The organism is Streptosporangium becharense (assembly GCF_014204985.1).
GTDB lineage: Bacteria > Actinomycetota > Actinomycetes > Streptosporangiales > Streptosporangiaceae > Streptosporangium > Streptosporangium becharense.
The window spans coordinates 7,185,752-7,212,171 of the sequence record NZ_JACHMP010000001.1 but is presented as its reverse complement, the minus strand read 5'-3'; the positions used below and the strand labels follow the sequence as shown (position 1 = coordinate 7,212,171).

Genomic DNA, 26,420 nt, shown 5'->3' with positions numbered 1-26,420 from the left:
GCCTGACCGGCGGGAACCTCCCCGGACGCGGACCGGCGGGAACCGTCCGCAAGCAGACCGGCCGCGTCCTGCGTACTCCCAACCCGGCGGACGAGTCGACCGTCACCGGCACCGCCCTGCCGGATGAAGCCGGAGCCGGGCGATCCGGGGCCACCGCGGCTCCGCGATGGCGTCTTCACCGGCGTCGTGGGCGGTAGACAGCGCAATGCGGTGGGGAGAATGGCGGACGTGCTCACTCTTGCCGGATGTCCCGTACACGAGCTGCTGGAACGCCAGGTGACCGGTCTGGCCAGGCAGCTCGTGCGCGTCTTCGTCGAAGAGATCCCCGTCTACCGCCGACTGCCCAGGGAGGAACTCGACGGTGACATCACCAGGATCACCGAGCACAACCTGCGGATGATCTGCGAGATGTTCCGCCACCGACGCCCGCCCACCTCCGCCGAACTGGCGCCGTTGCGCGCTTCGGCGGTGCGCCGCGCCCAGGAACAGGTCCCGCTCGAAGCTCTGCTGGCCGCCTACCACCTGGGTGCCCGCTGGGTCTGGGACCGCCTGGCCGCCACCGCCACACCGGCCGACTTCGCGGCGGTGCTCGACATGAACCGCCTCGTCCTCCTCTACACCGAGGCGGTGACCTCCGCCGTGTGCACCGCCTACCTGAAGGAGCGCGAGGGCATGCTCAGCCAGGAGCAGCACGCCATGCACGTCGCGGTCTCCGCACTGCTCAGCGGTGATCACACGGCCCTGGCGGCGGTACGCCCGGCGCCCGGTTACCTGGTCATGGCGATCGCGATGGACGCGCACCCGGACGAGGAACAGGACGAGCCCGGCGGATCGGTCGCCGCGCGGCGCAAGCTGGCCAGAATCAGGGCCGCCGCGCAGTGTTACGCCACCGAGCAGGTCCTGTCCGTGCTCGACGCGACCGGCGGGCTCGTGTTGCTCCCGCGCGGCGGCGAGACTCCGGCCGCGGCCGAGGTGGTCGAGGCGATGTCCAGGGCGGCGGGGGTGCCGGTCTGGGCGGCGACCGAGCAGGCGACGCCCGCCGAGGTCCCGGCCGCCGCCGGGGTGGCCGAGGAGGTCCTGGAGGTGGTGCGGATTTTCGGGCGCCCGCCGGGCGCCTACCGGCTGGCCGACGTGCTGCTGGAGTACCAGCTCACCCGGCCGAGCCGGGCCACCGCCCGGCTCGCGAGCCTCCTCGACCCCCTGCTGGGCAACCCCGACCTGCTCAGGACGCTCGAGGTCCATCTGGAGACCGGGCTCGACCGCCGCCGCACGGCCGAGCTGCTGCATGTGCACCCGAACACCGTCGACTACCGGTTGCGGCGGGCGGTGAGCCTGACCGGTCTCGACCCGGCCGACCCGGCGCAGCTCCAGCAGATCGGAGCCGCGCTGGCGGCCAAGAGATTCACACCCCGCTGACGGCGGCGATCACCGCGTCCGCGAAGCCGCGCATGCCACGCGCGTTGGGGTGGAAGGGCGTCGCCGGCGAGGCGGGCACGTACGGCTCGATCCACCGTGTCCCCGGCGAGGTGCACGGGTCGTGACCCGTGCTCGGCGTCTGCAGGTCGATGAAGCCCGCTCCCGCCTCCGCCGCCTGCTCCGCCAGCATCTGGTTGAAGTACATCAGGGTGGCGCGGATGTAGTCGGCGTCCTTCCTGATGATCGGCACTCGCGGGTAGCAGCCGCCCGGCGGGGCGTAGGTCCCGTAGCCCACCACGAAGATCCTGGCCTGCGGCGAGCGGGCACGGATGTCGGCGACCAGGGCGGTCAGCTTCGGACGCAGCGCGTCGGTCTTGACCCGCCAGGTGTCCTGCCCGTTCTCCATGTAGTCGTCGTTGCAGGCGTCGCCGACGGGCGGCGGCAGCAGGTTCAGGCAGTCCTCGATGAACCCGGTCAGGCCCACGTCGTTGGCGCCGATCTGCACGGTCACCAGCGTGGTGTCCTGGCTGAGCGCGTCCAGCTGGGGCGGCACCGAGCCGAGCTCGGTGCCCTGCGGCTGGTACATGTCCTTGGTGTCGGCGCCCGAGCAGGTGACGTCACGGAACGCGGCGGTGCCGATGGCCTTGGCGGTGAGGTGGGCGTAGTTGCGGTTGGAGCGCCAGCACCCGAGGTCGGGCAGCACCTGGTCGGGCACCAGCGGCCCGGAGGCGGCCGAGTCGCCCAGCGCCACGTACACCTCACCGGCCGAAGCGTGGGCGGGTGGGGCGATGGCGATGGCGACCACCAGGACGATCGCGGCGATCACTGATCGGATCACGCTGAACTCCCTTCGAGAGGCGTCGGCTCTGCCGTACGGGACCTGATGCCGCGGTGGAGAACATCGGCACGCCGCAGGCGACGGCCGGGACGGCCGTCCGGGTGCCGTTCGGCGGGGAGAGCGCCGCCGTGATCGACGGCGCGGCGCCGTGGACTCCGATCCGCGTGCGGGAAGGGTCCGGCAAGAGCCATGGGGGGTGCTCCTTGGAGGTGCTCCTTGAAGGAGTGTCTCCAGGGGGGTGTTTCCTGGAGGGGTGTTCCTTGGGAGATCAGCGGCGGAAGGGGCCGGTGACCTCGTAGGTGATGCCGCCCGTTCCCGCCCGTTCGCCGCTGGTGCCGCGCTGGGAGGAGAAGTACAGGCGGGTGCCGTCGGGCGAGAAGGCGGGGCCGGTGATCTCGGACTCGCTCTGGCCGTCGAGCCGCACGACCGGCGCGACCACCCGGTCCGGGGTGATGATGTTGATCTCCATGTTGCCGCCGTCCTCGGCGACGTAGAGGTCACCGCCCCGGGTGCCGGTGATGTTGTCGACACCGTCGAGCGTGCCGGCGCCGTCGTAGACCGCGGTCACCGTCTGGCGGGTGGCGTCGTAGGCCCACACCCTGCGGTCGCCCTTGGCGGTGAAGTAACAGACCCCGTCCGCGTAGTGGCAGCCCTCGCCGCCGGCGAAGTGCCTGGCCGCGCTCACCTGGTGCCTGGTCTGCGTCTGGAAGACGCCGGGCGTCGGGTCGGGCACCGGCCGCCAGACGTCGTCGTCGCAGAAGACGTCGAGACGGCCGCTGGACAGATCACCCCAGACGTCCGGGATGAAGCGGTAGAAGCAGCCGTCCCCCTCGTCCTCGGTCAGGTAGACGACCCTGTGGTCGGGGTCGCAGGCGGCCGCCTCGTGCTTGAACTTGCCCATCGCCGGACGCTGCTGGGCGCCGCGCACACCGTACGGGTCGGTCTCGTAGACCTTGCCGCGGAAGATCTCCTCGCACGACAGCCAGGTGTCCCACGGCGTGCGTCCGCCCGCGCAGTTGAGGTTGGTGTTCGACAGGATCCGGTAGGCCCGCTCGATCGAGCCGTCGGCCCCGAACTTGATCGCCGAAGCACCCCCGATCAGCGGAACCTCGGAGTTGGACACGTAGATCCAGCCGGTGCCGTCGGCGAAACAGGCGCCGCCGTCCGGTGCCGGGTGCCACAGGATGCCGCCGACGGAACGGCCGGACCTGGCCACCACCCTGCTGCTGAACCCGGCCGGCAACGCGACGCCGTTGGCGTCGGGGGCGCCGAGCGGGCCGTACGGGCTCTCCCCCGCGACCACCGAGGCGGTGAGCGCGGCGTCCTGCCACAGGGTGCCGGACAGGGCGACGGCGGAAAGGGACACGATGAAGGTACGGCGCTGCATGAGGGCTCCGGTGATCGCCTGACTGCTTCCCCCAAACCATGGGCTCACGGCGGTTTTCTGGGAACTGGAGGAGGGAGTAAATCTGATCGGTCAAACCTGTGACGCGTCACAAACCTCAAGCGGCTTCCGCCGGGCGTATTGACGGGGGTCGCACACGGGTCCAGGATCACGCGGTGTGGCCCCTGATCGCCGCCGTGCCCGGCGCGGCGCGGTGCCGCCCATCACGACGCGGCGCATCCATCGCGTCGACGAAACCGCCGGTGGGCGTCCGCCGCCGTTGACGCCGAAGACGCGCCAGTGCCACCGCGCCGGCGCGGAACTGCGCCGAGTAGGTGAACACCCCCGCCGAGGACTCCTCTCGCCGGGCGATTCCATGGTTCAGGACTTCAAGGCGTGCGCTTCCAAGGGAGAAGACCCGCTCTCCGGTTCCCCTTTTCCGTGCACCGGTCGGATGACTCACCTTCCGCCGGGCTCTTCATTCGCAACTGGCCGCGGGCCTCGGCCGCGGAGACGATCTGCAGTAGCTGTTCGCGTTGCTGCCGGTGCTGCGGCAGGAACTCCGGGGTGGTGACGAACATCGGGCAGGTCAGGCAGGCTTCTCTGAACTATGGTGCCGTTCCGTCGCAAAGCCTCTGCTCTGCAGCCCTCTGAAACCGAATCGGTGATGCCAGAGGAATCACAGCGAGATGTTCCGGAGAGCGAGAGCCGCTCCGCCTGCCGCCTCAGTACTGTGACTTCGCATGACCGACACCGAGATTGAGATCACCGCAGACCTGGTCCGCGACCTGCTGCAGGAGCAACACCCGGACCTTGCAGGGCTGGCGATCCGTGAGGTGGCGGGCGGCTGGGGCAACCAGATGTGGCGCCTCGGGGACGAGTTGGCCGTGCGCATGCAGCGCATGGACCCCACCCCGGAGCTCCAGTTCAAGGAGCGGCGGTGGCTACCCGTGCTGGCCCCGCGCCTGCCGCTCCCGGTGCCGACCCCGGTGCGGTTCGGCGAACCGTCCGAGCGCTTCCCCAAGCACTGGACCGTGATGACGTGGGTTCCCGGCGAGCCGCTGGACCACGGCTCGATCAGCCGCGGCGCCCACGCGGCCGACACGCTGGCGGGCTTCCTCCAGGCGCTCCATGTGGAGGCGCCCGTCGAGGCCCCGGCCAGTTCGGACCTCGGCGCCCACCCCAAGAGGTGCACGGGCGGCTTCGAGCAGTTCTTGCAGGCCATTGACCCCGACACCGTCGGCGATGTCGGCGCCGTCCGGGCCGTCTGGGCCGATGCCGTCGCGGCCCCCGAGTGGGAGGGCCCGCCGACGTGGGTGCACGGCGACCTCCATCCCGCAAATGTCGTCGTCTCGGACGGAACACTCTCAGGTGTGATCGACTTCGGTGCCTTGTTCGCCGGCGATCCCGCGTGGGACCTCGGCGCCGCATGGGTGCTGCTCCCCGCGGGCACGGCCGCACGGTTCTTCGACGCGTACGCGCACGCGGACGAGGCAACGATCAGGCGCGCCCGCGGGCTGGCCGCTATGAAGAGCCTCTTTCTGATGCTCATGGGGCAGAACGGAGATCGGGGCCTTCCCGGCGGTAAGCCGAACTGGGGACCTGCAGGCCGGGCGGCACTTGATCGTGTTCTGAAGGGTGCTTGATGCACGCTTCTTTTGAACTTGTTCTCGATCTTGCTTGAGGGCCATGCGGCAGCCCACCTTCGTGGGGTTCATCGATCACCGCGCGTGGTGGGGATGCCAAGGTCCACGGCCGTATGCCGCCTGTGGCCCCGATCGAGCTGGCGGAGCTTCTCCTCGACGCCAGCCAGGCTGACCTGGAGTCCTTCGACCTCGCCGAGCCAGCCTTCGCGTTCGGCCTCGGCAATACGGGCGATGAGGTTGTCGCAGATCTCTTCGATGCGGGCGCGTTGGACCGGGTCCGGCCTGAGAAGCGCACATCTGACACAAGCGTGCTCATGAATACAAGGGGTGGAGAAGGCGCGGCCACAGGTGCCGATGGACACCTTGCGTTTCTCGAAGTGTGCGAGGAAGGCGTCCCACTCCTGGTCGGTGGGGGTTCGGTACTCCTCGCTGGGGCGAGTGGCTCGGCGGCGGGCGATGAACGCCTTGCGCCTCGATCGTCTCGGCCGGGTATATGGCCTCGTAGCCCAGCGTTGTGTCAATGCTCCTATGGCCGCAGATCACTTGGGCGATGAACGGCCTTCCACCGCACATCGCCCAAGTGTTATCTGCGATATCTGCTTCATGGACGGCGGTAGATGACCACATCCGCCAGGCAGATCACGGGCCCTTCAACCCCTTATCGGACGTGAAGGACACTCTTCGGGCGGCTCACGACAACGATCGCCTGCCGACACTCAGGATCCCTGGGCCGGTCGTCGTCGCACGGCGTCGGCGATGACCGCTGCCACGAACCTGCTGACGACCGCCGTGGTGGGCGGGCCGAGGTCACGGTCTGCGAACAGGAGATGGCCGCCACCGACCAGGGAGAGGGTGAGTGAGTCGATGTCGGCGTCGGCCGCGATGCGGCCCAGTGCACGCTCGTCGGTCAGATAGGCGGAGATCGCGGTCGTGGCCTGGGCGAGGATCGCGATGCCGCCTCCGGGCCTGGCCTGCCGCAGCCGTGCGCGCAGCTCGTCCCGGAAGGTGATGAGCGGGATGATCGCCATCGGGATCGGTCCGAACAGGGTGGTCAGCGCGCTGGTGAGGTTGTCGGCCACCGTGTCGGTGCCGGCGGATTCGCGCAGCGCATTCGCCTGTGTCTCGAGCTGCGCGGCCCGGTCGAGAACGAGGTCGGTGAGGAAGGCGTCGAAGTCGGTGAAGTGCCGGTGCAGGACGCCTTTGGCGCAGCCCGCCTCGTCGGTGACGGCCCGGCTGGTCAGCCCGTTCGGCCCGTCCCTCAGAAGCACACGTTCGGCAGCGCCGAACAGCTGCTGTCGCGCGTCGCGAAGGTGCACACCAGTCGGCACTCAGAGATCCTTTCGTGCGTCGACCCGCCGGCATCCGTTGCCTAGTGGGCACACGCCCACTAAGGTGGGCGTGTGCCCATATTACCTCGAGAGCAACCAGAACCGTCTCCATCGGAGTCGCACAGGGCCCGGCGAATCGCCGAGTCGTTCGGTGTGGACGCGCGACGCTACGACCAAGCCCGGCCCGGCTACCCCGATGCGCTGGTGGCGCGGATCGTCGCCGGGAGCCCTGGGCCTGACGTGCTCGACGTCGGCTGTGGTACCGGCATCGCAGCCCGCCAGTTCCAGGCCGCCGGCTGCGCCGTGCTCGGCGTCGAGCCCGATGTGCGGATGGCCGACTACGCGCGATCCCGCGGCCTGCAGGTCGAGGTGGCGACCTTCGAGTCCTGGCAGCCGGCCGGCCGGACGTTCGACGCGGTCATCGCCGCCCAGTCGTGGCACTGGGTGGATCCGGTCGCCGGCGCCGTGCAGGCGGCACGCGTGCTGCGGCCAAGGGGGCGGCTGGCGGTCTTCGGGCACGTGTACGAGCCGCCCGCCGAGGTGGCCGAGCCGTTCGCCGCCGCCTACCGGCGGACGGCACCCGACTCCCCGCTCAACGGCCAACCGGCCCGACGTCCGCTCGACCTCTACCAGGCGGCATACCTGAAGTTCGCCGACAGTCTCCGTGAGACCGGACAGTTCACCGATCTCGAACAGTGGCGATTCGACTGGGAGCGGTCCTACACGCGCGACCAATGGCTGGACCTGCTGCCCACCACCGGCGGCCTCACCCGGCTCCGTCCCGATCAGCTGGCCGAAGTACTGGACGCGGTCGGAGGCGCCATCGACTCCCTGGGTGGACGCTTCACGATGAACTACACCACCCTGGCCATGACCGCCGTACGCGCCGACGCCTCCTGAGTCCATCCACCGAATCGTCGCCGATCCGGGAATCCGCGCGGCCGTTCGACGCCCTGCCGGGAGTCGGCGGAGTGCGGCCGGCCGCCTGCGCGGTCATCTCGGCCCCCGCCGGTGCGGTCGGGGTGGGTCACGGATACGGGCAGAACGACCCCCGCTCCGGTCGCACGATCTCGCCGCCAACCTGCCGCGAGATCCTTTCGAGCTCATTCAGCGGATCGCGTACGAGTCCTGGGAGGAGCCACTGCAAGGAGGCGTTTCGCGCCGCTCGATTCGAGCCAGTACCGATGTCGGCCGGCATCACGCGTTTCCTTCCATCGGTTTCGACGAGACCGGGAAGGGGCGGCGATCGGCCGCCCGCCGACGAGACCTCCCGCGGTTCGTCGTATGACCTCTCTCACCAGATGCCATAAGAGTAAAATATCGCTATAACTACACCTATCACCAATAAGATCGATAAACGGCACGAGCGGCAGGCCGGCACCCGGTCGATGGCACTCGACCGGGCGATGACCGCACCCGCTTACGCGCGAGGCCAGGCCCTTGAACGGGTTCACGGCTCCCGCCGATCGCTCCTGTCGCCGAAGCCAAGCGCGTCCGGCAAGCGGTGGCCCGGATCGGCGCGCGGAGCACAGTAGTGAAAGATCTCATTTCAGGGACGTGCGGCCCGGCATCTGCGACGCGGACGCGAGCGGAGCCGGTGCCACCTCCACCGAGTGGAGTGCCGGGTGGGTCAGCGCCGGTTCCCGGCGGGGACGCGCCAGGGGCGGCGCGCGGCCAGGCTGCCTTCGGCATGGGCCCGCGTCAGATACAGGGCCGCCACCGGCGCGGCGCGACAGACGGCAATGGGCGAGTACACGTCTTTTCCATGCCACATAGGCGTGTATTGATTACGATTCTGGCCTCGCAGGAAGTGACCACCTCGGGTAGCGGCGTGTCGCGCCCGCGGATCGGCCTGCCCCGGCCGGGTGTGCAGCAGGATGTGGACGGCGTAGGCGGTCTCCTCGCCGGTGCCGCCCCAGATCCCCCACGACCCGTCGTCGTTCTGCGTGGCGACGGTCCACTCGACCGCCCGGCGCACCGCGTTCTCGGCTTCGGCGTCGGCCATCAGGTCCAGAGCGGTGGCGCAGTGATAGGTCGCGTAGTACGGAGACGCGTGCCACTTGTCCGTCCAGAAACCGTCCTGATGCTGAACCCCGGCCAACCACCGAACGATCTTTCCCATCGCGTTCCGGTAGCGCCCGGCGTGCTCGGGGTTCCGGTCGACATACTCGCCGAACGCCTCCAGGATATGCGCGTTGGTCGTCTCGGACGGAGTGCGCTCTCCTCCCAGATAGCAGCAGAAGTGATCTCCTTCCTCGAACTCCCACAGCAGGTCCGGCTTCCGCATGCGGCCGAGCCGGGCCAAGGTGGCAAGACCGGTGCTGGTGGTGTCCGCCTCGGGAGGGAGACCCGGGGCCCCCGGCAGCGGGCCCGCATCGAGAAGACGCTCCAACTCCTCGACGATCGACGGGGGGACGTGCGCGTCGATCCCCGCTCCGATCAGGATGTTGATGGTCCAGATCCGCTCGAAGAAGGTGACCGGGAGAATGGTCGGCACCGCTCCGCCGTGTCCGGCCGCCGTGTCCTCGAGGTAGGCCATGGCGTGGCTGAACCGTTCGGCGTCCGGCCGCTCACCCAGCCACGCCGCCGTGGCGGCCGGCGTGCAGCCCACGGCGTCGGCCATGGTCCGTACGGACGCCGCGGCGCGGGCCAGGTCGCCCATGACCTCCAGGGAGTGCCACAGCTTGAACGGGACGTCGCCCCCTGCCCGGAGGTGCGCCCGGACCCGGGCCAGCGTCTCCGCGTCCGCGTCCGCGGGCAGGTCCAACCGGAAGCCGGCTCCCCATGCGTCAAGACCGGCGACCGGTTCCCTCACCAGCCGGTCGAGGTGCCCGTTCACCTCGGCCACCAGCGCCGGTGTGATGAGCTCGGCCGCGACGGTGTCCGGAAGGCCTGCGGACCGCCCCTGGCGCAGACGGGTCCGCAGCGCGGCCAGGGCCCGGCCGGCGGCGGCGGCCAGCTTCCCGGGGTCGACACCGGTGGCGTCGGGCAGCGACCGAGACTCCCAGCGGCGCAGCACGGTAAGCAGCGCTTCGGCGGCGCTCAGCGTCGGGATGAGGTCGTATCCGTTCGGAGCACCCCAGGTACCGTCGGCGTGCTGGCTGCCCAGCAGGAACCCCAGCCTGCCGCCGAGGTTCGACATCCAGGGGGCCAGGGTGATCACCCGGCCGGTTTCGTACTCCGAGGCTGAGACCTCTCCCAGGGGACGGGCTGTCAGTCCGGCCAGCACCTCGTCGGCTGCCAGGACGAGATCGGATGCGGAAGGCGTCGTGGTCTGGATGGGCATGGCTTCCTTTTCGAGGTGAACGCGGATTCGAACAGGGCTCGGCGACCGGACGGCCAGCCGGTCAGTAGACGTGGCCGGCGTCGAACCGCTGGTACTGGCGGATCGACCAGATCGCCAGGCGCTCCAGGGCCAGGGCGGGGCCGGGAGATGCCGCGGCCAGTGATCGGAGCCTCTGAAGGCAGCGGGTCAGGTGCTCGTCGAGCAGGTCGCCCAGTTCCTCGGGAGACAGGCCGAGAGCCAGCGCGTCGAGGTTCCCCTCGGCCTGTTCGCGGCGGTGCCCGCGCAGGTCGTTGGCCAACCGGACGGCGATCGAGGCGTCGTACAGCGGCTGCCGCAGGTCCGGGATCAGCTCCGGCAGCTCCGGCTCCTCCATGCTCGACCAGGTCGCCGTGACCATCATGGCCAGGCCGATGCTGCCGGCACCGTGCCGCAGGTACTCCGCGAGCTCCGGCGGCCGGCCCCCGACGGCGGCCGCGTCAGCGATCCGGCGCTCGAAGCGCATGCCGACGATGGTGGCTTCGGTGGCCTCCTGCCACCGCTCGAACACCGCGGCGGCCGACGGGCCGCCGCGGACGTCGTCCCGGATCTCGGCCAGTGAGACCGCCAGCGGATCACCCGGGTCGGGCGCCGCACCTCGGACGACCTCCAGGTAGTGCGCCACGCCGCTCTCCACCGCGGCCGGTTCGGTGCCGTGGTCGTCGGACCAGGCGTCGATGGCCTGCAGCCAGGCCGCGGCCCGGGCCGCCAGGTAGCAGGTGGACGACGGTAGCCACGGGGTGCCGTGCACCGCCATCAAGGAGCACAGCGGTGCGAGGTCGGGATAGAAGGGGGCTCCGAGCGGGCCGATCCACCGTGCCATCCGGCCGATCAGCGGAATAACCGTCGTCGCAGCGTCCGCCGCCGCGAGGATGTCCAGCGACCGGTGGGCGTCCGCGGGTCCGCCGACGGTGACGTCCAGGCCGAACCAGCGCGGCTTCAGCACCCCGATCTCGGAATCCGGGCCTGTCGGAGCGGATCCGCACGAGTCAGCGGGCACATCGTCTGAAGTGCCCTGTTCCAATGCGTTACCCATCCCACCTGACATCGGTGTTCTCCCTGTGAACGGCTTGGCTCAAGGCGCGGAGCCGAGAGGTTCGGACCCAGCCAAACTCGCTGCTCTGGCTTGTGAACCGCATGTGTCCATTGGTCGGCGGTGGGGAATCGGACCTTGTGGGTCACAAGCGGTCGCGGCTCTGCCCCCGGAAGTCGTTGGTGATCTTCACCACGGACGGTTGCGTCCACTGAAGTCCGCTGAAGCCGGCGCGGAAGGTCCGCGAGGGGGCAGAACCCGCTGCCGCGAGCACTTACCGCTCAACCCGCAGAAACAGGATCACGCGAAGGCCGGCTCATACACCTCTTCGGTGGACGTGACCCCGGTCTCCCCGGCCGGTCGCCGCCCTGACCGCTACATGGCGGCGAGCAGCCCATACTCCGTGTCAGTCAGCGCCGGGTTCCGGGTTCACCGACGCGTGATCGCGCGGTGGTCTTCTCACGTCGCCGCAGGGACGCGTCCGGTGGTGGAGAACCGGGCCGGTACTCCTGTCAGGGACGCGTGTCGGTGTGCGGTGGTATGCCCGCCGTGGCCCGGTCCCGCCACCAGGTCAGCCCGTTGCGGTCGGCCAGCCGCTCCAGTACCGCGAGGTGGTGTCGTGCCGTGCCCGGGTCGCCGGTGGCGGTGGCGAGCAGGGCCAGGTACCAGTCGACCGGTCCCACGCCCATCACTCCCGACCAGGCGGAGACACGGCCGCTGTAGGGCAGCAGCGTCGCGTAGCTCGACCGGCAGGCGGGAACCTGGCCGAGGGCCGCCTGGGCCGCGGCCTGCAGGCAGCTGGTGTTCAGCCACGACCAGTCCTTGGGCGGGGCCCGCCAGCCGTCGTGGGCCAGCTTGCGCGCGTCGGCCGCCCGGCCCTGAGCGCACAGCTGCAGGATCCGGGCGTCGCGGCCCATCGAGGGATGGAAACCGGCGACGGCGTCGATGAACGGCCCGGCCTGCGCGATCGAGCCCCGGTGGTAGTGCAGCATGACCCGCCCCATGGCGACCAGGCCGTCGGCGTGCCACATGTCGATCCGGCCGGCCTGGCGTCTGGCCTCGTCGTACATGCGGTCGGCGTCGTCGAACCGGCCGCCCAGGCCCAGGCGCACCGCGCGCCACATGGTGTGCTGGAAACGGGGCCAGGGCAGCGGGAGCCGTTCCAGGATCGTGTCGCAGCGCGCGGCGGCCTGGTCGGCGCCTTCGACGTCGAAGGTCTCCAGCCTGGCGTTGGTGGCCAGCAGCTGCGCGAGCAGCTCGAACCCGGGCGTCTCCGCCCGCAGTGCCAGGGCGTGGAGCTCGTCGGTGATGGCCCGCATCTCCTCGATGTGCAGCGGCTGGGGCAGGGCCAGGTGCCGGGCGTTGAGCATCCCCATCAGCAGCAGCGGGTCGTCCAGGCGGCGGGCCATCTGCACGGCCTGGGCGGACAGGGAGTCGCACAGCGGGTTGCCGGTGCCGTCGTACAGTTCCTGGGCCAGGCCGCCGAGCAGCCGGGCGCGTTCGGGGCTGTCGGCGGTCGGCAGCGTCCGCAGGCAGGTCTCGAAGCGGTGCACCAGCCGCAGCTCCACCGCCTCGTAGGGGTCGCGGAGGGTCCATTTCGCGGGGGCGTCGAGCGCGGTCAGCGCGCGTGCGGTCAGTTCCGGTCCGGCTTCGGCCCGGTCGGCGGCGCGGACGGCCTCGGCGCGGGCCCGCCGGGCCCCGAACAGGTCCCCGGCGTCGAGCAGAGCGCGGACCTGGCGCAGCAGCAGCTCCACGTGGTCGAGCGGATCGCCGGAGCAGGCGCCGTGCGCGTCGATCGCCCGGCCCCACCACCGGGCCGCCTCGGCGAAGGCCATGCGCAGGCTCGCCTGCTCGGCCGCGGCCCGGGCCCAGCGGGCCGCCTCGCGGTAGGCCACCGGGCCGGCCTCGACCGCGTGATGCGCGATCGCCGCGACGTCGCTGCCGGGCCGGCAGGCCAGCGCGGTCATCACGTCGCGGTGGAACGCCGCCTTCCTGAGCGGCGGGATGTCCCCGAGCAGGGTCTCCCGGACCAGATCGTGCGCGAAGGCCATGGAACCGTCACCGGGAACGACCAGCCCGGCCTGCGCCGCCCGGTCGAGCGCGTCGTACACCCCCGACCATCCCACCTCGGCCGCTCCGCACACTTCTGCGACCACGCCGGGAGCGAAGTCCCGGCCGATCACCGCGGCGATCCTCAGCACCTCACCGGCTTGAGGGCCGAGCGCGGCCAGCCGGCGGCGGATCAGGTCGGAGGCCGCCTCGGGTACCCCTTCCAGGTCCCCGCCCTGGGCGAGCAACCGGGCGGTCTCCCGGACGAAGAAAGGGTTGCCGCCGGTGCGCTCGGCCAGTCGGCGCGCGGTGGCCTCGTCCACCTCGGCCCCCATCTCCGCGGCCACGGCCCGCACGTCACCGGCCTCCAGGCCGGTGAGCCGTAAGCGGAGCAGGCCGTAGCGGTCCAACCGGCCCAGCAGGTCCTCCAGCGAGATGCCGGGTGCGCCGTTGTGCAGCGGAGTGCTTCGAATCGCCGGGTCCCGGAAGGCGACGACCAAGGGGAGGGGAGCACTCTTCGTCAGCCCCTCGGCCAGTACGACGACGTCCCTGAGCAGTTCGAGGGAGGCGGCGTCGGCCCAGTGCAGGTCGTCCAGGACGATCACCAGTGGCCGCATTCGCGCGGCGGTGATCAACCAGTATGTGATCACCTGGTTCCGGCGCAGCAGTGCTCCCTCGGTGGACCCTGAGGGGATCTCCTCGTCCAGCAGCCCGGCCAGCGCCGACCGGTCCGGAGGCGGGCAGTGCTGCTCGAGCGTGCGCAGGATCTGCAGCCACGGCCACAGCGGTGGTGTGCCCTCACTGTCGTGGCAGCGACCCCACAGCACGAGGTAGCCGAAGTCGACGCAGTCGTCGCGGAACGCCTCCAGCAACTGGGTTTTGCCGATGCCGGGCTCACCGCTCACCACAGCGGCGGCCACGCCGTCCCGACCCGCGCGGACGGGCAGCAGCCTCAGCTCCGCGAGCTGCCGCTCCCGGCCGAGCATGGCGGGTCGGTGCGAGGGCGATGCCATCGGAAAGGACGTCGCGGCGCTCACCGGCGCGAGCGACTCGACCTGCCGGAGGATGTCCTCCTCAAGCGCCCGTAATTCGGGGCCGGGGTCCAGACCGAGCTGCTCGGCGAGCAGCATCCTGGCCTGGCGCAACACGGCCAGCGCGTGGGCCTGCCGCCCGGTGCGGTACAGGGCCAGTGCGAGCAGGCACCACAGCCGTTCGCGCAGTGGGTGGGCGGCCGTCTCGGCCTCCAGGTCGCTGATCACGTCCTGCGGGCGGCCGAGATCGAGTTGCGCCTGGGCGCGGCGCTCGACCGCGACCAGCCGCAGCTCGCACAGTCGGCTCACTTCCGCGATCGCCCACGGCTTGTCGGCGAACTCGCCGTACGGCCGGCCGCGCCAGAGCCGCAGTGCCTCCTCCAGCAGGGCGAGCGCCTCGCCGGGCGGACGGGACTGCGAGCGGTTGACCAGATTGGTGAACCGGATCGCGTCGACGTCGGTGGTGGCGAACAGGTAGCCGCGCGACCGCCCGATGAGCAGTTCGGAAGGGGTACGCGGGGCCCGTCCGGGCTCGATGACCCTGCGCAGGTTGGACATGTACGACTGGACTGTGATCAGTGCGCTGGGTGGGGGTGCTCCGTCGTACAGGTTGTCGATCAGCGTGTCCGTGGGGACGATGGTTCCGCGCGCGATCAGCAGCAGAGCCAGCACCGCGCGCTGGCGCGGGCCACCGAGTTCGATGGGAATGTCGTTGTCGTAGGCCTCTACCGGACCGAGAACTCGGAACTCCACCAATACCACCTAAACCGCTATATAACGAACACGTCCACTAAAGTGGGATAATCCATCGCATGTAAGGCAAATACTGCCTGCAATTTTCTGGAAGCGCCAGCGGCGAATGCCCTCTCCCCCCTCGGGACCTCGCCCTTACAGCCGAAAACGATAGATTCACCCCTTCGTCACCCTCCGTTCCGGCCAGCATGATCCAGCCTTCTCCACGGCCGGGCAGTAGGTGCTGTCGACTGGGATGCCCACGACTTCCGGACAGTCAGTAATAGCTCAGCAGAGAGCCCGGAATAGGTAGGTACGGGACAAGACGTCGTCGGCGGTTCTCGCCGGAGTTCAAAGGAAGAAGCCGTCCGCCCTGATCACAGATACCCCGCGCAAGGCGCCCGGACAGTCCCGTCCTCCCGTCCGGCTGGTGGTCTTGCGCCGCCGGCGTGGCGCGTCCGATCCGATCGACGCCGAAAACGCCGCCCGGCGAACCGCAGAAGACAAGACCAAGCAAGAGATCATCCGCTGCCTGAAGAGATACCCCTCCCGCGCGATCTGTCACATCGTCGAAGCCCGGCCCCCGGTTCCGCCCATGAGGCCGTACGCGGACATCGGGTGATCCGCGACAGGCTTGCGGCCGGCGACAAGCTCCCCACAAGGGAGCTTTAGCAATCCATTAGGACCATGGGTAATCCTGGCCGCCGAATCGGTGACGGCCAGGGGCCCAAGTCTCATGGACGCCCCGTGCCCGCGTGCAGGACCCCGACCTCCGGACCGCGCGTACCCGTGCCGGCGAGGGTCGGACGCGCGACCGAGAGCCCTCGACCTCAGGACCCATCCCTCCTCGACATCCCCCACCCCCATGCCGTGCCCGACGCATGGCCTACGGTCAGGAGACTTCCTCTTGAAGTCACTCATCAGACGCACCTTCTCACGGTGGGTAACATTGTCGCTGGTCACCACGGTGGCCGGCGCTCTCGCCCCGTCCGCCTCCGCGATCGCCACATCCGGGCCGCAGACGCCTTCGGAGATGGCAACGACCTCCAGCGCCAAGTTCACCGATCTCGGCAGCCTGGATACGCACCAGGGCGTGGTCGGAGGCATCAACAACAAGGGGCAGATCGCTGCGGCGATCAACCGCGGCACACTACCGAACGAGGCCAAAAACGGAGCCGTCCTTTTCTCCGGGGCGGGTCTCGTCGATATTCACGCGAGCCTCGGTGACGCCACCTACAGCACCGCCAGGGACGTCAACGAGGACGGAACCGTGGTCGGCACCTATCAGGCACAAAATGAAGATTCACGGACTTTCGTCTTCAAGGACGGTAAGGCGACCCGCTTCAACAACCTGTATCTGCCGAGAGCCATCAACGACAAGGGACAGATCGTAGGAGCCAGTTGGATACGAGATACCGACGGATCCGTACTGAAACTCTCCTCCTTCAAAGATCAGTACATCGAAGTTTATTCGCTGAATAATTCCGGTTTGGTCGCCGGTGGTGCCGACATGAACCCTGATCCGAAAGTCCAAGAGTACCGCGCCTTCCGCATCGCCAAGCCCGGGGAGCCCGTAAACGTCACACGCGACCGCCTGGAGTTCATGGGAGACAGTACGGTCGCGTTCGACGTCAATGACTCAGGACAGGTCGCCGGCTACGGGGTGGATCGAAGCGGGGGTTATGTCCCGCTGCTCTGGGAGGCGAACGGCAGGGTAAAGCCGATGACGACCGATCACGGCGGCATGATGAATGCGATCAACAGCGCGGGCATCGGCGTCGGAAAGATGTACGACTTCAATAAGAATTTTGTCGCCGCGATGTATGCGAACGGCACCGGCATAGACCTGAACACTTTGGTGTCGACCGCGGGTTTGAAGTTGACAGAGGCCACCGACATCAACGACGACAACCAGATCACCGGCATCGCGAAGGATGACGAAAACATAGCTCACGCCTTCCGGATCGACCTGAACCTCGCCAAACCCCGGATCGATTCGTTCGAACTCGATACACAGCTCTACCCCTCCAAGGACTGGGTTCCGGTGCCGGAGAAGGGGACGGTCGAGGGCAACCAGGTTCGCGCCACCGTCACGCTCCACAATCCCGGCAGCATGCCGGCGCGCCGGACGCTGGAGGTGGTCGAGGACGGGACCGGGAGGGTCGTGCGGAACGGGAGGCGCGAGCTGACCCTCGGCGCGGGGGAGACCGTCACAGAGCAGGTGGTGTTTCCGACCGAAGGTCTCGCCTGGCGCGACGGTCAGCCGTATTCGAACCGCTCGGTGACCGCCCGGGTCCTCAACGGTTTCCAGGATGAGAGCAAGGACACCAAGCCGATCGTCATCCGGCCGATGCCCGTGGCGCTGGTGCACGGCTGGAACAGCAACGCAGGCACCTGGGGCAAGTACGCGGCCTTCCTGAAGGCCGCGCATCCGCTGCTGACAGGACGCGCGGTCGGCACTCTCAGCACCGGCGTGTCCATGTATCCCCACATCATGACCTATCCCCTGCCGCTGAACGCCTCCATGCTGGGGAGAGAGATCGAAGAGTTACGCCAGGCCGAGGACGCCGGGCGGGTGAACATCGTCGCCCACTCCATGGGGGGAACGATCAGCCGGGAGTACATCGCCCAGGAGATGAGGTGGATCGACGACAAGCCGGTGGTGGCCCGCCTGATTCAGATGGGCACCCCGAACCTGGGGAGTCCCTGCGCCGACATGATCGTGCAGTGGGCGAACGGGGCGAACGTGGGGGTTCCCTGGTACCCGGCCACGTGGGAGAACACCACGACGTACATGCAGGAGGAGTTCAACCCGAAGACCAAGAACCTGAAGGGCGTGCTGGTCTCCAACCTCGTGGGCACCGGCCACCCGCTGCTCTGCGGGACCAAGGTCAGGGGCACCCCGATTCCCGAGCCGGGTACTCCCACCGACAGCGACAAGATCGTTCCGACCTGGAGCGCCCGGGGTGATCTCAAGGACACTCCCGGCATGCACATCCTCCACACGAGGATGACCGGCTCGCAGGAGGTCTTCAACGACTACGTCAAGCCGCGGCTCGCGTCGTTGCCGACCGGCGGCTCGGCGGACGTGCCCGGCCTGCGGGAGGCGGCTCCCGCGACCGGGGACGAGAAGACCAAGCCCGAGGCCGAGGCCGAGGCCGAGGCCGACGGCGATGACAGCGGCGACACCCGTGACACGGATTCGCTGTTCGCCTTCCCCGAGGCCACGGTGGAGACGGGCCAGACGGCGAGCGTGCCGCTGGACGTGCCGCAGGGCACGCAGTTCGGCGTCGTCGGAGCGCTGCCGGAGACGGTGGGGCTGCTGCTGCGCGACCCGTCGGGCAAGCCGGCCGCGCAGTACACGGCGGGCAGTGAGGAGGCCAAGGAGGTCGTCCAGGGGTTGAGCGTCACCACTCCGCGGGCGGGGGCGTGGAAGCTGGAGATCACCAACACCGGTGCCGAGCCGGTCCAGGCCGCTCTGGGCGCCTGGATCGCCGGCAACCCGGTGACGGTGACGGCCACGGCCGAGGCGTCCGAGGAGGGCAAGGTGACGGTGACGGCCACCGTCGCTGACGGCGGCGAACCGGTCACCGGCGCTTCGGCCCGGGCCGTTGCGACCCTGGGGGACGGCACCCGGAAGGAAGTGACGCTGGCCGACGACGGCGACAGCGGGGACGGCGCCGCCGGGGACGGGACGTACGGCGGCGTGACCGAGGCGCTGGCCGACGGGGTGTACCCCGTCACGGTCCTGGCCGAGACCGCCAAGGGCGTGCGGACCACGCTCGAATCCGTGAAGGTCGCCAAGCCGGACACCCGCGAGTTCGAGCTGGAGCTGTCGGCGCAGCCGGGCGGGTCGGTGACCGCGTCGCCGGCGCAGGAGAAGTACCGGGCCGGCACCGAGGTGACGGTGACCGCGACCCCGGAGGCCGGACGCGTCCCGACCGGCTGGACCGTGGACGGACAGGAGCGGCCCGCCGGGACGCTGCGGCTGGTCATGGACGGCCCGCACACGGTGGTGGCCCGGTTCGGGTCCTACACCGTCGCCGAGATCGGCGGGCTGCCGGGCGGGAAAGCGTCCAAGACCAAGGCGGTCGCGCTGAACGACCGCAGTCAGGTCGCGGCCACCGCGGTCGACAAGGACGACCGCAGCCGAGCGGTGCGCTGGCAGGACGGCACTGTGACCGATCTGGGCGGCTTGCCGTGCACCGACGGCCCTGGCTCCGCCGGCAAGTGCCGGGCGGCGGCGACGGGCATCAACGAGGCCGGGGACGTCTCCGGCTGGGCCACCGTCAATCGGGACAGCACCGTCGACGAGCACGCGGTGGTCTATCGCAACGACGGCGCGGTGACCGATCTGCAGTCGTCGTCCACAACCGGCCATGCCTATGACCTCAACGACAACGGCCAGGTGTTCGGCAATATGTCGGACTCCACGGGCAACTCACATGTGCTGTGGGAGAAGGGGAAAATGGTCCGGCTGCCCGGCATGCCGAAGTTCTGGACGGGGGTCATGCCGACCGGCCGGATCAACGCCCGCGGCGCGGTGGCCGGTGCCCATGTGACGAGTGAGGTGGCCTCCGGTCCCCAGTTGTGGGAGCCGGCCGTCCACCAGGACGGGGTGATCACCAAGCTCGCGGTCCCCGTCTGCAGGATTCAGGCCGGTGTCGCGCACGATGTCAACGACACCGGTCTGGTGGCCGGCGGCGGGACCTGCAACACGGGCAGCACGGTCACCCATCACGCCTACACCTGGCAGGACGGTGAGCGGACCGATCTGGGCGAAGGGGTGGCGACCGCGGTCAACAACCACGGCCTGGTGGCCGGCATGTCCGGTGGGCCGGCCGTCGCGGCGCCGGCGCTGTGGCTGGACGGCAAGGTCTACAAGCTGGCCGAGCTGCTGCCCCGGCCGCTGTGCCCGGCCGACGCCGCCAAGACCACCGAACCGTGCATGGGCCTGACCTCGCTGCTGGATGTCAACTCCGCCGGCCAGATCCTGGCGCAGGGCTTCGTGCGCGACCGGTCGCCGGCCGCGGGCGGTTTCCCGCAGGAGGAGCGCTCGTTCCTGCTGAGCCCGACCAGCGCGCGGGCCGATCTGGAGGTCACCCACACCGTCTCGGTCACCGAGCCCGGACCGGGCTCGAAGGTCACCTGGACCACCACGGTGACCAACAAGGGCGACGACGCCGCGACCGATGTGCGGCTGGACGTGATGGTCCCCCAGGCCGCCGGAACGGCGACCTGTGACACCTGGCGGGGCGTCTGCGCGCCGATCAAGGACGGGTTCCGCAACACGGTCAAGCTGCTGGAGCCCGGCTGGAAGGCCACCGTCGAGGTGAGTGCCACCCTGCCGGCCGGCATCACCGACGGCACCGAGCTGAAGACCCAGGTCCGGGCGGCCAGCCTCGCGGTCACCGACCCCGACCCGGGCGACAACACCGCCTCGGCCACCGCCACCGTCCGGCACGTGCTGGATCGCACCGCGATCGACTGGCCGAAGGTGCGGGTCGGCGAGAGCGGCGAGTGGGTCGCGGTGAAGCTGACCAACCGCGGCAACGACCCCATGCCGATCACGGCCATCGCGGCCGAGGAGCCGTTCGCGCAACGCAACGACTGCCCGGTGGAACTGGCGGTGGGCGCCTCCTGCGTCACGGAGGTCACCTTCGCCCCCGCCCGGGAAGGCGACGCGGCGGGCAAGCTGACCTTCACCACCGCCCGGGGCGCCGACCCGGCCCATGTGGTGACCCTGACCGGGCAGGGCACGGCGGCCAACGCCAGACCGGTCATCGAGATGCCGGCCGCGCCGCTTCACGGCGAGGTGAATCAGCCGTTCACGCTGAGCGTGAAGTTCAGCGACGCCGACACCACCGACACCCACACCGCGCAGGTGGCGTGGGGTGACGGGCCCCCGGTCCCGGCCGGGGTGACGCAAGGGCCCGGCGGTGGCACCGTCACAGCGACCCGAACGTTCACCGCCGCCCGCCAGGGTGCGGCCGTGGTACTGGTCACCGACAGCAAGGGCGACACCACCGGGCAGCCGGTGCCCTACGTCATCGAGAAGGCGGCGCCCAACACCGCCCCCGTCGTGACCGCCGGTCCCGACGTCGAGCTGACCATGGGCGAGACGCTCCACCGGGTGGTGTCCTTCGCCGACCCCGACTCCACCTCCTGGACCGCGGCCGTCGACTACGGCGACGGCGCCGGCCCGGCACCGGTCACCCCGGCCGGGCAGAAGATCACCCTGGAGCACCGGTGGGCCACCGCCGGGACGTACCCGGTCATCGTGACCGTACGCGACGACGGCGGCCTGCAGACCTCGGCGACGTTCCTCGCCACCGTGGTTCCCGCCCAGACTCCGAACCAGGCCCCGCAGGTGAAGCTGACCGGGCCCGGCACCGCGGAGGAGGGAACGGCCTGGACCGGTACGGGCACCGTCACCGATGCGGACTCCACCTCCTGGACCGCGACCGTCGACTACGGCGACGGCGCCGGGCCCAAGCCGCTGCCGGTGACCGATGGGCGGCTGACACTGAAGCACGTGGCGGCCGACAACGGCGACCGCAAAGTCGTCGTGACGGTCACCGACGACAAGGGCGCCGTCGGCACCGCCGAGCTGACGGTCGCCGTCGCCAACCGGGCACCCGAGGTGTCGATCAAGGAGCCGGCCGTGGCCAAGGTCGTCGCGGTGGGCGTCCCGGTGTCGCTGAGCGCCTCGTTCACCGATCCGGGCACCGCCGACACCCACACCGCCACCTGGAAGATCGGCGGGCAGCAGCTCCCCGCCGCGGTGGCCGGAACCGGCGGCGCGGGCACGGTCACCGGTACGCACACCTTCACCAAGGCCGGCCGGTACCCGATCGCGGTGACGGTCACCGATGACGACGGCGCCGCCACCACGGCGGATGCCGCCGACGGCGACAATGCCTACGTGCTGGTCCACGACCCGGCCGGTTCGCTGGTCGGCGCCGGCCAGGTGGCCTCCCCGGCCGGCTCCTGCCGGCTGAGCGCCGGCTGCGGCGGGGCGGGCAAGGCCACCTTCGCCGTCACCGCCCGCTACCCGCGCAAGGGCGGCACGCCCTCCGGAGTGCTGACCTACCACGCCCCGGGCTTCACCCTGCGCGACAGCGCCTACACGGTGCTGGCCGCGGCCGACGGCACCGCGATCCTGCGCGGCACCGGGCGGGTCAACACCACCACGGAGGTGACCTTCGAGATCACCGCGGTCGACTCCGGCAAGCCGTTCGACCGCACCGACCAGCTGCGGGTCAAGGCATGGGACGAGAACAGGAAGCTGGTCTACGACAACCAGCCGGCCGGTTCGGCGCCGACCGTGACCGGTGTCGTCCGCGTCAGCGGCTGATGCCGGCAGTTCCCCGGGGCCGCACTTCGAGGTGAGGCCCCGGGGACGCTCCGCCCCGGGCCGCTCCTCGTACAGCGGCCCGGGTCGGAGCGGGGCGTCGTATCACGGATCCCGTCCGGTCAGCGGACCGGACGGGATCCGTCACGTGGTGCCGTATGTCTCCCCGCAGCCGATCATTCGTCCTGCGCCGATTCGGCACGCGGCTCATCCTGGCCGGACCTGGTCGAGCGCTGGTTCGCGGAGCCGACCACCGGGAAACGATGAGGCCGTCCCCCTCCGAGCTGGGATAAAAAGGTGATCGTGGCCAGACCGCGCGTGAACCGCCTCGCCCACCGGCTGCTGCCGGGAGCCGTCCTTCTGGCCCGGTACGACCGCGGCCGGCTACGCGGGGACCTGGTCGCCGGGATCACGGTGGCGGCCTACCTGATCCCACAGGTCATGGCCTACGCCACCGTGGCCGGGCTGCCGCCCGTGGCCGGGCTGTGGGCGATCCTGGCCCCGCTGGCGCTGTACGCGCTGCTCGGGTCGTCCCGGCAGCTCTCCGTCGGCCCCGAGTCGACGACCGCGCTCATGACCGCCGTCGCCGTGGGACCGCTCGCCGCCGGAGACCCGGCCCGGTACGCCGCGCTGGCGGCCGCGCTGGCGGTCCTCGTCGGGCTGCTCTGCCTCCTCTGCTGGGCGATGCGGCTCGGATTCGTCGCCGACCTGCTGTCCAGACCGATCCTGGTGGGCTACATGACCGGGGTGGCACTGATCATGATCGTGGGCCAGCTCGGCAAGCTCACCGGGATCCCGGTGAGCGGGGAGAGCCTCTTCGCGCAGCTGGCCTCCTTCGTGGACGGGCTGCCGCACGTCCACGCCGCCACGTTACTGCTGGCCGGAGCGATCCTCGCGTTCCTGTTCACCCTGCGGTGGTTCCTCCCCCGGGCTCCCGCCCCACTGCTCGCGGTGCTCATGGCGACCGCGGCCGTGGCGGTGTTCGGGCTGGAGCGGTACGGCATCCGGGTGGTGGGTGCGATCCCCTCGGGACTCCCCGCGCCGTCGCCTCCGACCGCCGCCGACCTCGCGTCCCTGCTGCTGCCCGCGACCGGCGTGCTGCTGGTGGGCTATACCGACAACATCCTCACCGCTCGGTCCTTCGCCGCCCGGCGCGGTTACGAGATCGACGCCAACCAGGAACTGCTCGCCCTGGGCGCGGCCAACATCGGTGCGGGCCTCCTGCGCGGTTTCCCGGTCAGCAGCAGCGGCAGCCGCACCGCTCTGGGCGACGCCGCCGGCGGCCGGACCCAGGTGCTCTCCCTCGTCGCGCTGGCAGCGGTGATCGCCGTCCTGCTCTTCGCGGGGCCGCTGCTGGCGTCCTTCCCCTCCGCGGCGCTGGGCGCCATCGTCGTCTACGCCGCGGCACGGCTGATCGACGTCGCCGGGTTCCGGCGTCTGGCGGCGTTCCGGCGCAGCGAGTTCCTGCTCGCGCTCGGCGCATTCTCCGGCGTGCTCGCCTTCGACATCCTGTACGGCGTGCTGGCCGCGGTCGGCCTGTCGGTCGCCGAGATGCTCTCCCGCATCGCCCGGCCGCACGACGCGATCCTCGGCACCGTTCCCGGCCTGGCCGGCATGCACGACGTCGACGACTACCCGCAGGCGCGCACGCTGCCGGGGCTGGTCGTCTACCGCTACGACTCGCCGCTGTTCTTCGCCAACGCCGAGGACTTCCGGCGCCGCGCGCTGGCCGCGGTCGACCAGCAGGAGGGCCCCGTCTCCTGGTTCGTGCTCAACGCCGAGTCCAACGTCGAGGTCGACTTCACCGGCCTGGACGCCGTCGACTCCCTCCGCCGCGAGCTGGAGCGCCGGGGCGTCGTCTTCGCCATGGCCCGCGTCAAGCAGGACCTGCGCGACGCTTTGGACGCCTTCGGGCTGACCGCGCGCGTCGGCCCCGGCCGCATCTTCCCGACCCTGCCCACCGCGGTCGCCGCCTACGAGCAGTGGCGGCGGGAGTCCCCGGACGCCGGGGACGCGGCACCGTGACCGCCGGGCGGGCCGGTTCCCTGCGGCGCCCGTCCTCGGGATAGGGACCTTCTCCCCGTTCCCCGGCGGATCCGTTCCGGCTGCCGGACAAGCCATGTCTCCGGCCGAATTCCCGGCGGCAGCGGCCTCCTCCGGCGTCTCAGAGGGTGGCGGCGAGGAACTGGGTGGCGGCGAGCTCGGCGTAGAGCGGGTCCGCGGCGACCAGCTCGGTGTGGGTACCGACCGCCTGGACCCTGCCCGCGTTCACCACCACGATCCGGTCGGCCAGGGTGACCGTGGACAACCGGTGCGCCACGACCAGCACCGTCGTCGTCCGGGCGACCTCGGCGACCGTGTCCCGCAGCGCCGCCTCGTTGACCGCGTCGAGCTGCGAGGTGGCCTCGTCCAGCAGCAGCAGCAGGCGCGGGCGGCGCAGGAGCGCGCGGGCGACGGCCACGCGCTGGCGCTCACCGCCGGAGAGCTTGGTGCCGCGGTGGCCGACCAGGGTGTCCAGGCCCCGGGGCAGCCGTGCCACCAGGTCGTCGAGACGGGCGACGCTCAGCACCCGCCGGATCTCGTGGTCGGTGGCCTCGGGGGCGCCGAGCACGAGGTTGTCGCGCAGGGATCCCGACAGGACCGGGGCGTCCTGCTCGACGTACCCGATCGCGGACCGGAGTTGCGGGATGTCCCATTCGCTCAGGTCACGGCCGTCGAGCAGGATGCTTCCCCCGGTCGGGTCGTAGAAGCGCTCGATGAGGGAGAAGAGGGTGGTCTTGCCCGCGCCGGAGGGTCCGACGAACGCGGTCATGCCCCGTGGCGGGACGGCGAAGCTCACCCCGCGGTGCACCGGCGGCAGATCGGGCACGTAACGGAAGTGCACCTCCCGGAACTCCAGCTCCGCCGGTGCCGCACCGGGCACCGGAAGCGCCGCGGCCGGACGCGACGGCTCGGCGGGCAGCCGCTCGGCCTCCTGGATGCGGGCGACCGCCGCGGCCCCGACCTGGTACTGGCCGACCGCGCTGATGAGTTGCTGAAGAGGCAGCACCAGGTAGAACACGTACATCAGGAACGCGATCAGCGTCCCCACGTCGATCGCCCCGGAGGCCACCCGGGCCCGGCCCACCGCGAGGACCGTGAAGAAGGCCACCTGCAGGGCGAACTCGGCGGTGTGCCCGGCGATCGCCAGCCACTTGGCTGCGCGCACGCTGGCCCGCCACGCCCGCTCGGCGGCCCGGTGGATGACCGCCTCCTCGCGGTGCTCGGCGCCGGAGGCCTTCACGGTGCGCAACGCCCCGAGCATCCGCTCCAGGGCCGCTCCCATCGCCCCACCGCTTTCTGGGCGTCTCCGCTCGCCCGGCTGACCCACGGCATGACCACGCGGACGATCATCCCGGACAGGGCCAGCACCGCCAGCGTGACCGCCAGCAGCACCGGGTCGAGCACGGCCATCACCGCCACGGTCGCCAGGAGCATCAGCCCGCCGGTGACCGCGCCGACGAGCGAGTCGGTGGTGACCTGACGCAACAGGGTGGTGTCGGAGGTGACCCGGGATATCAGATCACCGGGCTCGGTGTGGTCGACGGCCGGAATCCGCAGCCGCAGCAGGTGGGAGACCAGGCGGCGGCGGGCCGTGAGCACGATCGACTCGCCGGTGCGGCGCAGCACGTACGCCCCCAGCGGGCCGGCCACCGCGGTCACCACGACCAGGACGCCCATCAGCGCCAGCACACCGGCCAACGGCCGGTCCGCGCCAAGGTCGTCGACCAGCCGCCTGGCCGTCAGCGGGAGCATCAGCCCGACCGCCCCGGCCGCCAGGCTCAGCAGCCCGCCGAGGACGAGCCAGCGCCAGGACGGGCGCATGTAACCCAGCAGCACCCGCCAGACGGGCGACGGGCCGGGCGGCGCACCGGCACCGTCACCGCCGGGGACCGGCTCTCCGGACCCGGAGACGCCGGGCCCGGCCGTCGCGGCCCCCACCGGGGCGTCGGGCTGATCACGCTGCGTGTCCACAACTGCCTCGCAATAACGTTCGGAACCGGGGATGGCGCGGGGCCACCGCATCGGGCTCCGGGGAGGAGCACCGGTGCGGCGGCCCCGGTTCGACCGGTGCCGGGGGCCGTCGCAGAACCCCCGGCACCGGGTCACTGATCAGGCGTCCGGCGTCTGGGCCTGGGTGACGATCCGGCACTCCGTGTTGTTGTACGAGGTGACGTGGCTGTAGCAGGTGCGCGGACCCTTGGTCGCGGCAGCCTGGAGCCCCTGGAGCTGGAGGACGAAAGCCAT

The 26,420-nt window shown here is 70.5% G+C and carries 15 protein-coding genes and 1 pseudogene; 5 read left to right on the top strand and 11 right to left on the bottom strand.

Going from position 1 to position 26,420, the window contains the following annotated elements:
- The first annotated feature begins 228 nt into the window (after positions 1 to 228).
- Positions 229 to 1,416, top strand: a complete 1,188-nt coding sequence (locus F4562_RS36545) for a PucR family transcriptional regulator (protein ID WP_221206568.1) — start codon at positions 229 to 231, stop codon at positions 1,414 to 1,416.
- On the opposite strand, the gene F4562_RS31160 is transcribed toward F4562_RS36545, so the two are convergent.
- The 3 genes from F4562_RS31160 to F4562_RS31150 form a co-directional block, all read right to left on the bottom strand.
- Positions 1,403 to 2,254 (bottom strand): SGNH/GDSL hydrolase family protein, encoded by an 852-nt coding sequence (locus F4562_RS31160; protein ID WP_184540243.1) that lies wholly within the window; start codon positions 2,252 to 2,254, stop codon positions 1,403 to 1,405. The two genes, F4562_RS36545 and F4562_RS31160, sit on opposite strands and share 14 nt — an antisense overlap.
- Before the next feature lie 268 nt (positions 2,255 to 2,522).
- On the bottom strand, positions 2,523 to 3,641 hold the full coding sequence (locus F4562_RS31155) for an alkaline phosphatase PhoX (protein WP_184540240.1): 1,119 nt from the start codon (positions 3,639 to 3,641) through the stop codon (positions 2,523 to 2,525).
- Between the two features lie 166 nt (positions 3,642 to 3,807).
- On the bottom strand, positions 3,808 to 3,981 hold the full coding sequence (locus F4562_RS31150) for a hypothetical protein (protein ID WP_184540238.1): 174 nt from the start codon (positions 3,979 to 3,981) through the stop codon (positions 3,808 to 3,810).
- A gap of 400 nt (positions 3,982 to 4,381) precedes the next feature.
- Between F4562_RS31150 and F4562_RS31145 the strand changes: the two genes are divergently transcribed.
- Positions 4,382 to 5,284: an aminoglycoside phosphotransferase family protein gene (locus F4562_RS31145; RefSeq protein ID WP_184540236.1), complete on the top strand. Its 903-nt coding sequence runs from the start codon at positions 4,382 to 4,384 to the stop codon at positions 5,282 to 5,284.
- Between the two features lie 68 nt (positions 5,285 to 5,352).
- On the opposite strand, the gene F4562_RS34345 is transcribed toward F4562_RS31145, so the two are convergent.
- Together F4562_RS34345 and F4562_RS31135 are read right to left on the bottom strand one after the other, a co-directional pair.
- Positions 5,353 to 5,646, bottom strand: coding sequence for a hypothetical protein (locus F4562_RS34345; RefSeq protein WP_221206567.1), 294 nt, complete (start codon positions 5,644 to 5,646; stop codon positions 5,353 to 5,355).
- A 354-nt stretch (positions 5,647 to 6,000) separates the two neighbouring features.
- A complete protein-coding gene (locus tag F4562_RS31135; protein WP_184540234.1) occupies positions 6,001 to 6,612 on the bottom strand; it encodes a TetR/AcrR family transcriptional regulator in 612 nt (203 codons plus the stop codon).
- A 153-nt stretch (positions 6,613 to 6,765) separates the two neighbouring features.
- On the opposite strand from F4562_RS31135, the gene F4562_RS31130 reads away from it, so the two are divergent.
- A complete protein-coding gene (locus F4562_RS31130) occupies positions 6,766 to 7,512 on the top strand; it encodes a class I SAM-dependent methyltransferase (RefSeq protein WP_311733903.1) in 747 nt (248 codons plus the stop codon).
- Between the two features lie 730 nt (positions 7,513 to 8,242).
- Here the strand turns inward: F4562_RS31130 and F4562_RS31125 are convergent.
- The 3 genes from F4562_RS31125 to F4562_RS31115 form a co-directional block, all read right to left on the bottom strand.
- Positions 8,243 to 9,898 carry a prenyltransferase/squalene oxidase repeat-containing protein gene (locus tag F4562_RS31125; RefSeq protein ID WP_184540232.1) on the bottom strand — a complete coding sequence of 552 codons (1,656 nt, stop codon included), beginning with the start codon at positions 9,896 to 9,898 and terminating at the stop codon, positions 8,243 to 8,245.
- A 61-nt stretch (positions 9,899 to 9,959) separates the two neighbouring features.
- Positions 9,960 to 10,880 carry a terpene synthase family protein gene (locus F4562_RS31120; protein WP_184540231.1) on the bottom strand — a complete coding sequence of 307 codons (921 nt, stop codon included), beginning with the start codon at positions 10,878 to 10,880 and terminating at the stop codon, positions 9,960 to 9,962.
- A gap of 599 nt (positions 10,881 to 11,479) precedes the next feature.
- Positions 11,480 to 14,800 (bottom strand): ATP-binding protein, encoded by a 3,321-nt coding sequence (locus F4562_RS31115; protein WP_184540230.1) that lies wholly within the window; start codon positions 14,798 to 14,800, stop codon positions 11,480 to 11,482.
- Positions 14,801 to 15,812: 1,012 nt separating this feature from the next.
- Between F4562_RS31115 and F4562_RS31110 the strand changes: the two genes are divergently transcribed.
- Both F4562_RS31110 and sulP read left to right on the top strand, forming a co-directional pair.
- Complete coding sequence (locus F4562_RS31110) at positions 15,813 to 22,136, top strand: PKD domain-containing protein (RefSeq protein WP_184540229.1); 6,324 nt, start codon at positions 15,813 to 15,815, stop codon at positions 22,134 to 22,136.
- Positions 22,137 to 22,436: 300 nt separating this feature from the next.
- Complete coding sequence (gene sulP / locus F4562_RS31105) at positions 22,437 to 24,158, top strand: sulfate permease (protein ID WP_221206565.1); 1,722 nt, start codon at positions 22,437 to 22,439, stop codon at positions 24,156 to 24,158.
- 139 nt (positions 24,159 to 24,297) lie between these two features.
- Here sulP and F4562_RS35490 read toward each other — a convergent pair whose 3' ends face one another.
- From F4562_RS35490 to F4562_RS36090, 3 genes and pseudogenes are all read right to left on the bottom strand, one after another.
- Positions 24,298 to 24,945 carry an ATP-binding cassette domain-containing protein gene (locus F4562_RS35490; RefSeq protein ID WP_246474605.1) on the bottom strand — a complete coding sequence of 216 codons (648 nt, stop codon included), beginning with the start codon at positions 24,943 to 24,945 and terminating at the stop codon, positions 24,298 to 24,300.
- 288 nt (positions 24,946 to 25,233) lie between these two features.
- Positions 25,234 to 25,928: pseudogene (locus tag F4562_RS35485) on the bottom strand (ABC transporter ATP-binding protein); the annotation flags it as partial.
- A gap of 357 nt (positions 25,929 to 26,285) precedes the next feature.
- The gene (locus tag F4562_RS36090; protein ID WP_260315879.1) at positions 26,286 to 26,420 is read right to left on the bottom strand and encodes a hypothetical protein; all 135 of its coding nucleotides are present in this window, start codon (positions 26,418 to 26,420) and stop codon (positions 26,286 to 26,288) included.

Bases quoted from the DNA above. Each gene is read 5' to 3' on its own strand.
- F4562_RS31155 (WP_184540240.1), bottom strand. From the start codon at position 3,641: ATGCAGCGCCGTACCTTCATCGTGTCCCTTTCCGCCGTCGCCCTGTCC.
- F4562_RS31145 (WP_184540236.1), top strand. From the start codon at position 4,382: ATGACCGACACCGAGATTGAGATCACCGCAGACCTGGTCCGCGACCTG.
- F4562_RS31125 (WP_184540232.1), bottom strand. From the start codon at position 9,898: ATGCCCATCCAGACCACGACGCCTTCCGCATCCGATCTCGTCCTGGCA.
- F4562_RS31110 (WP_184540229.1), top strand. From the start codon at position 15,813: ATGGCAACGACCTCCAGCGCCAAGTTCACCGATCTCGGCAGCCTGGAT.
- F4562_RS35490 (WP_246474605.1), bottom strand. From the start codon at position 24,945: ATGACCGCGTTCGTCGGACCCTCCGGCGCGGGCAAGACCACCCTCTTC.
- F4562_RS36090 (WP_260315879.1), bottom strand. From the start codon at position 26,420: ATGGCTTTCGTCCTCCAGCTCCAGGGGCTCCAGGCTGCCGCGACCAAG.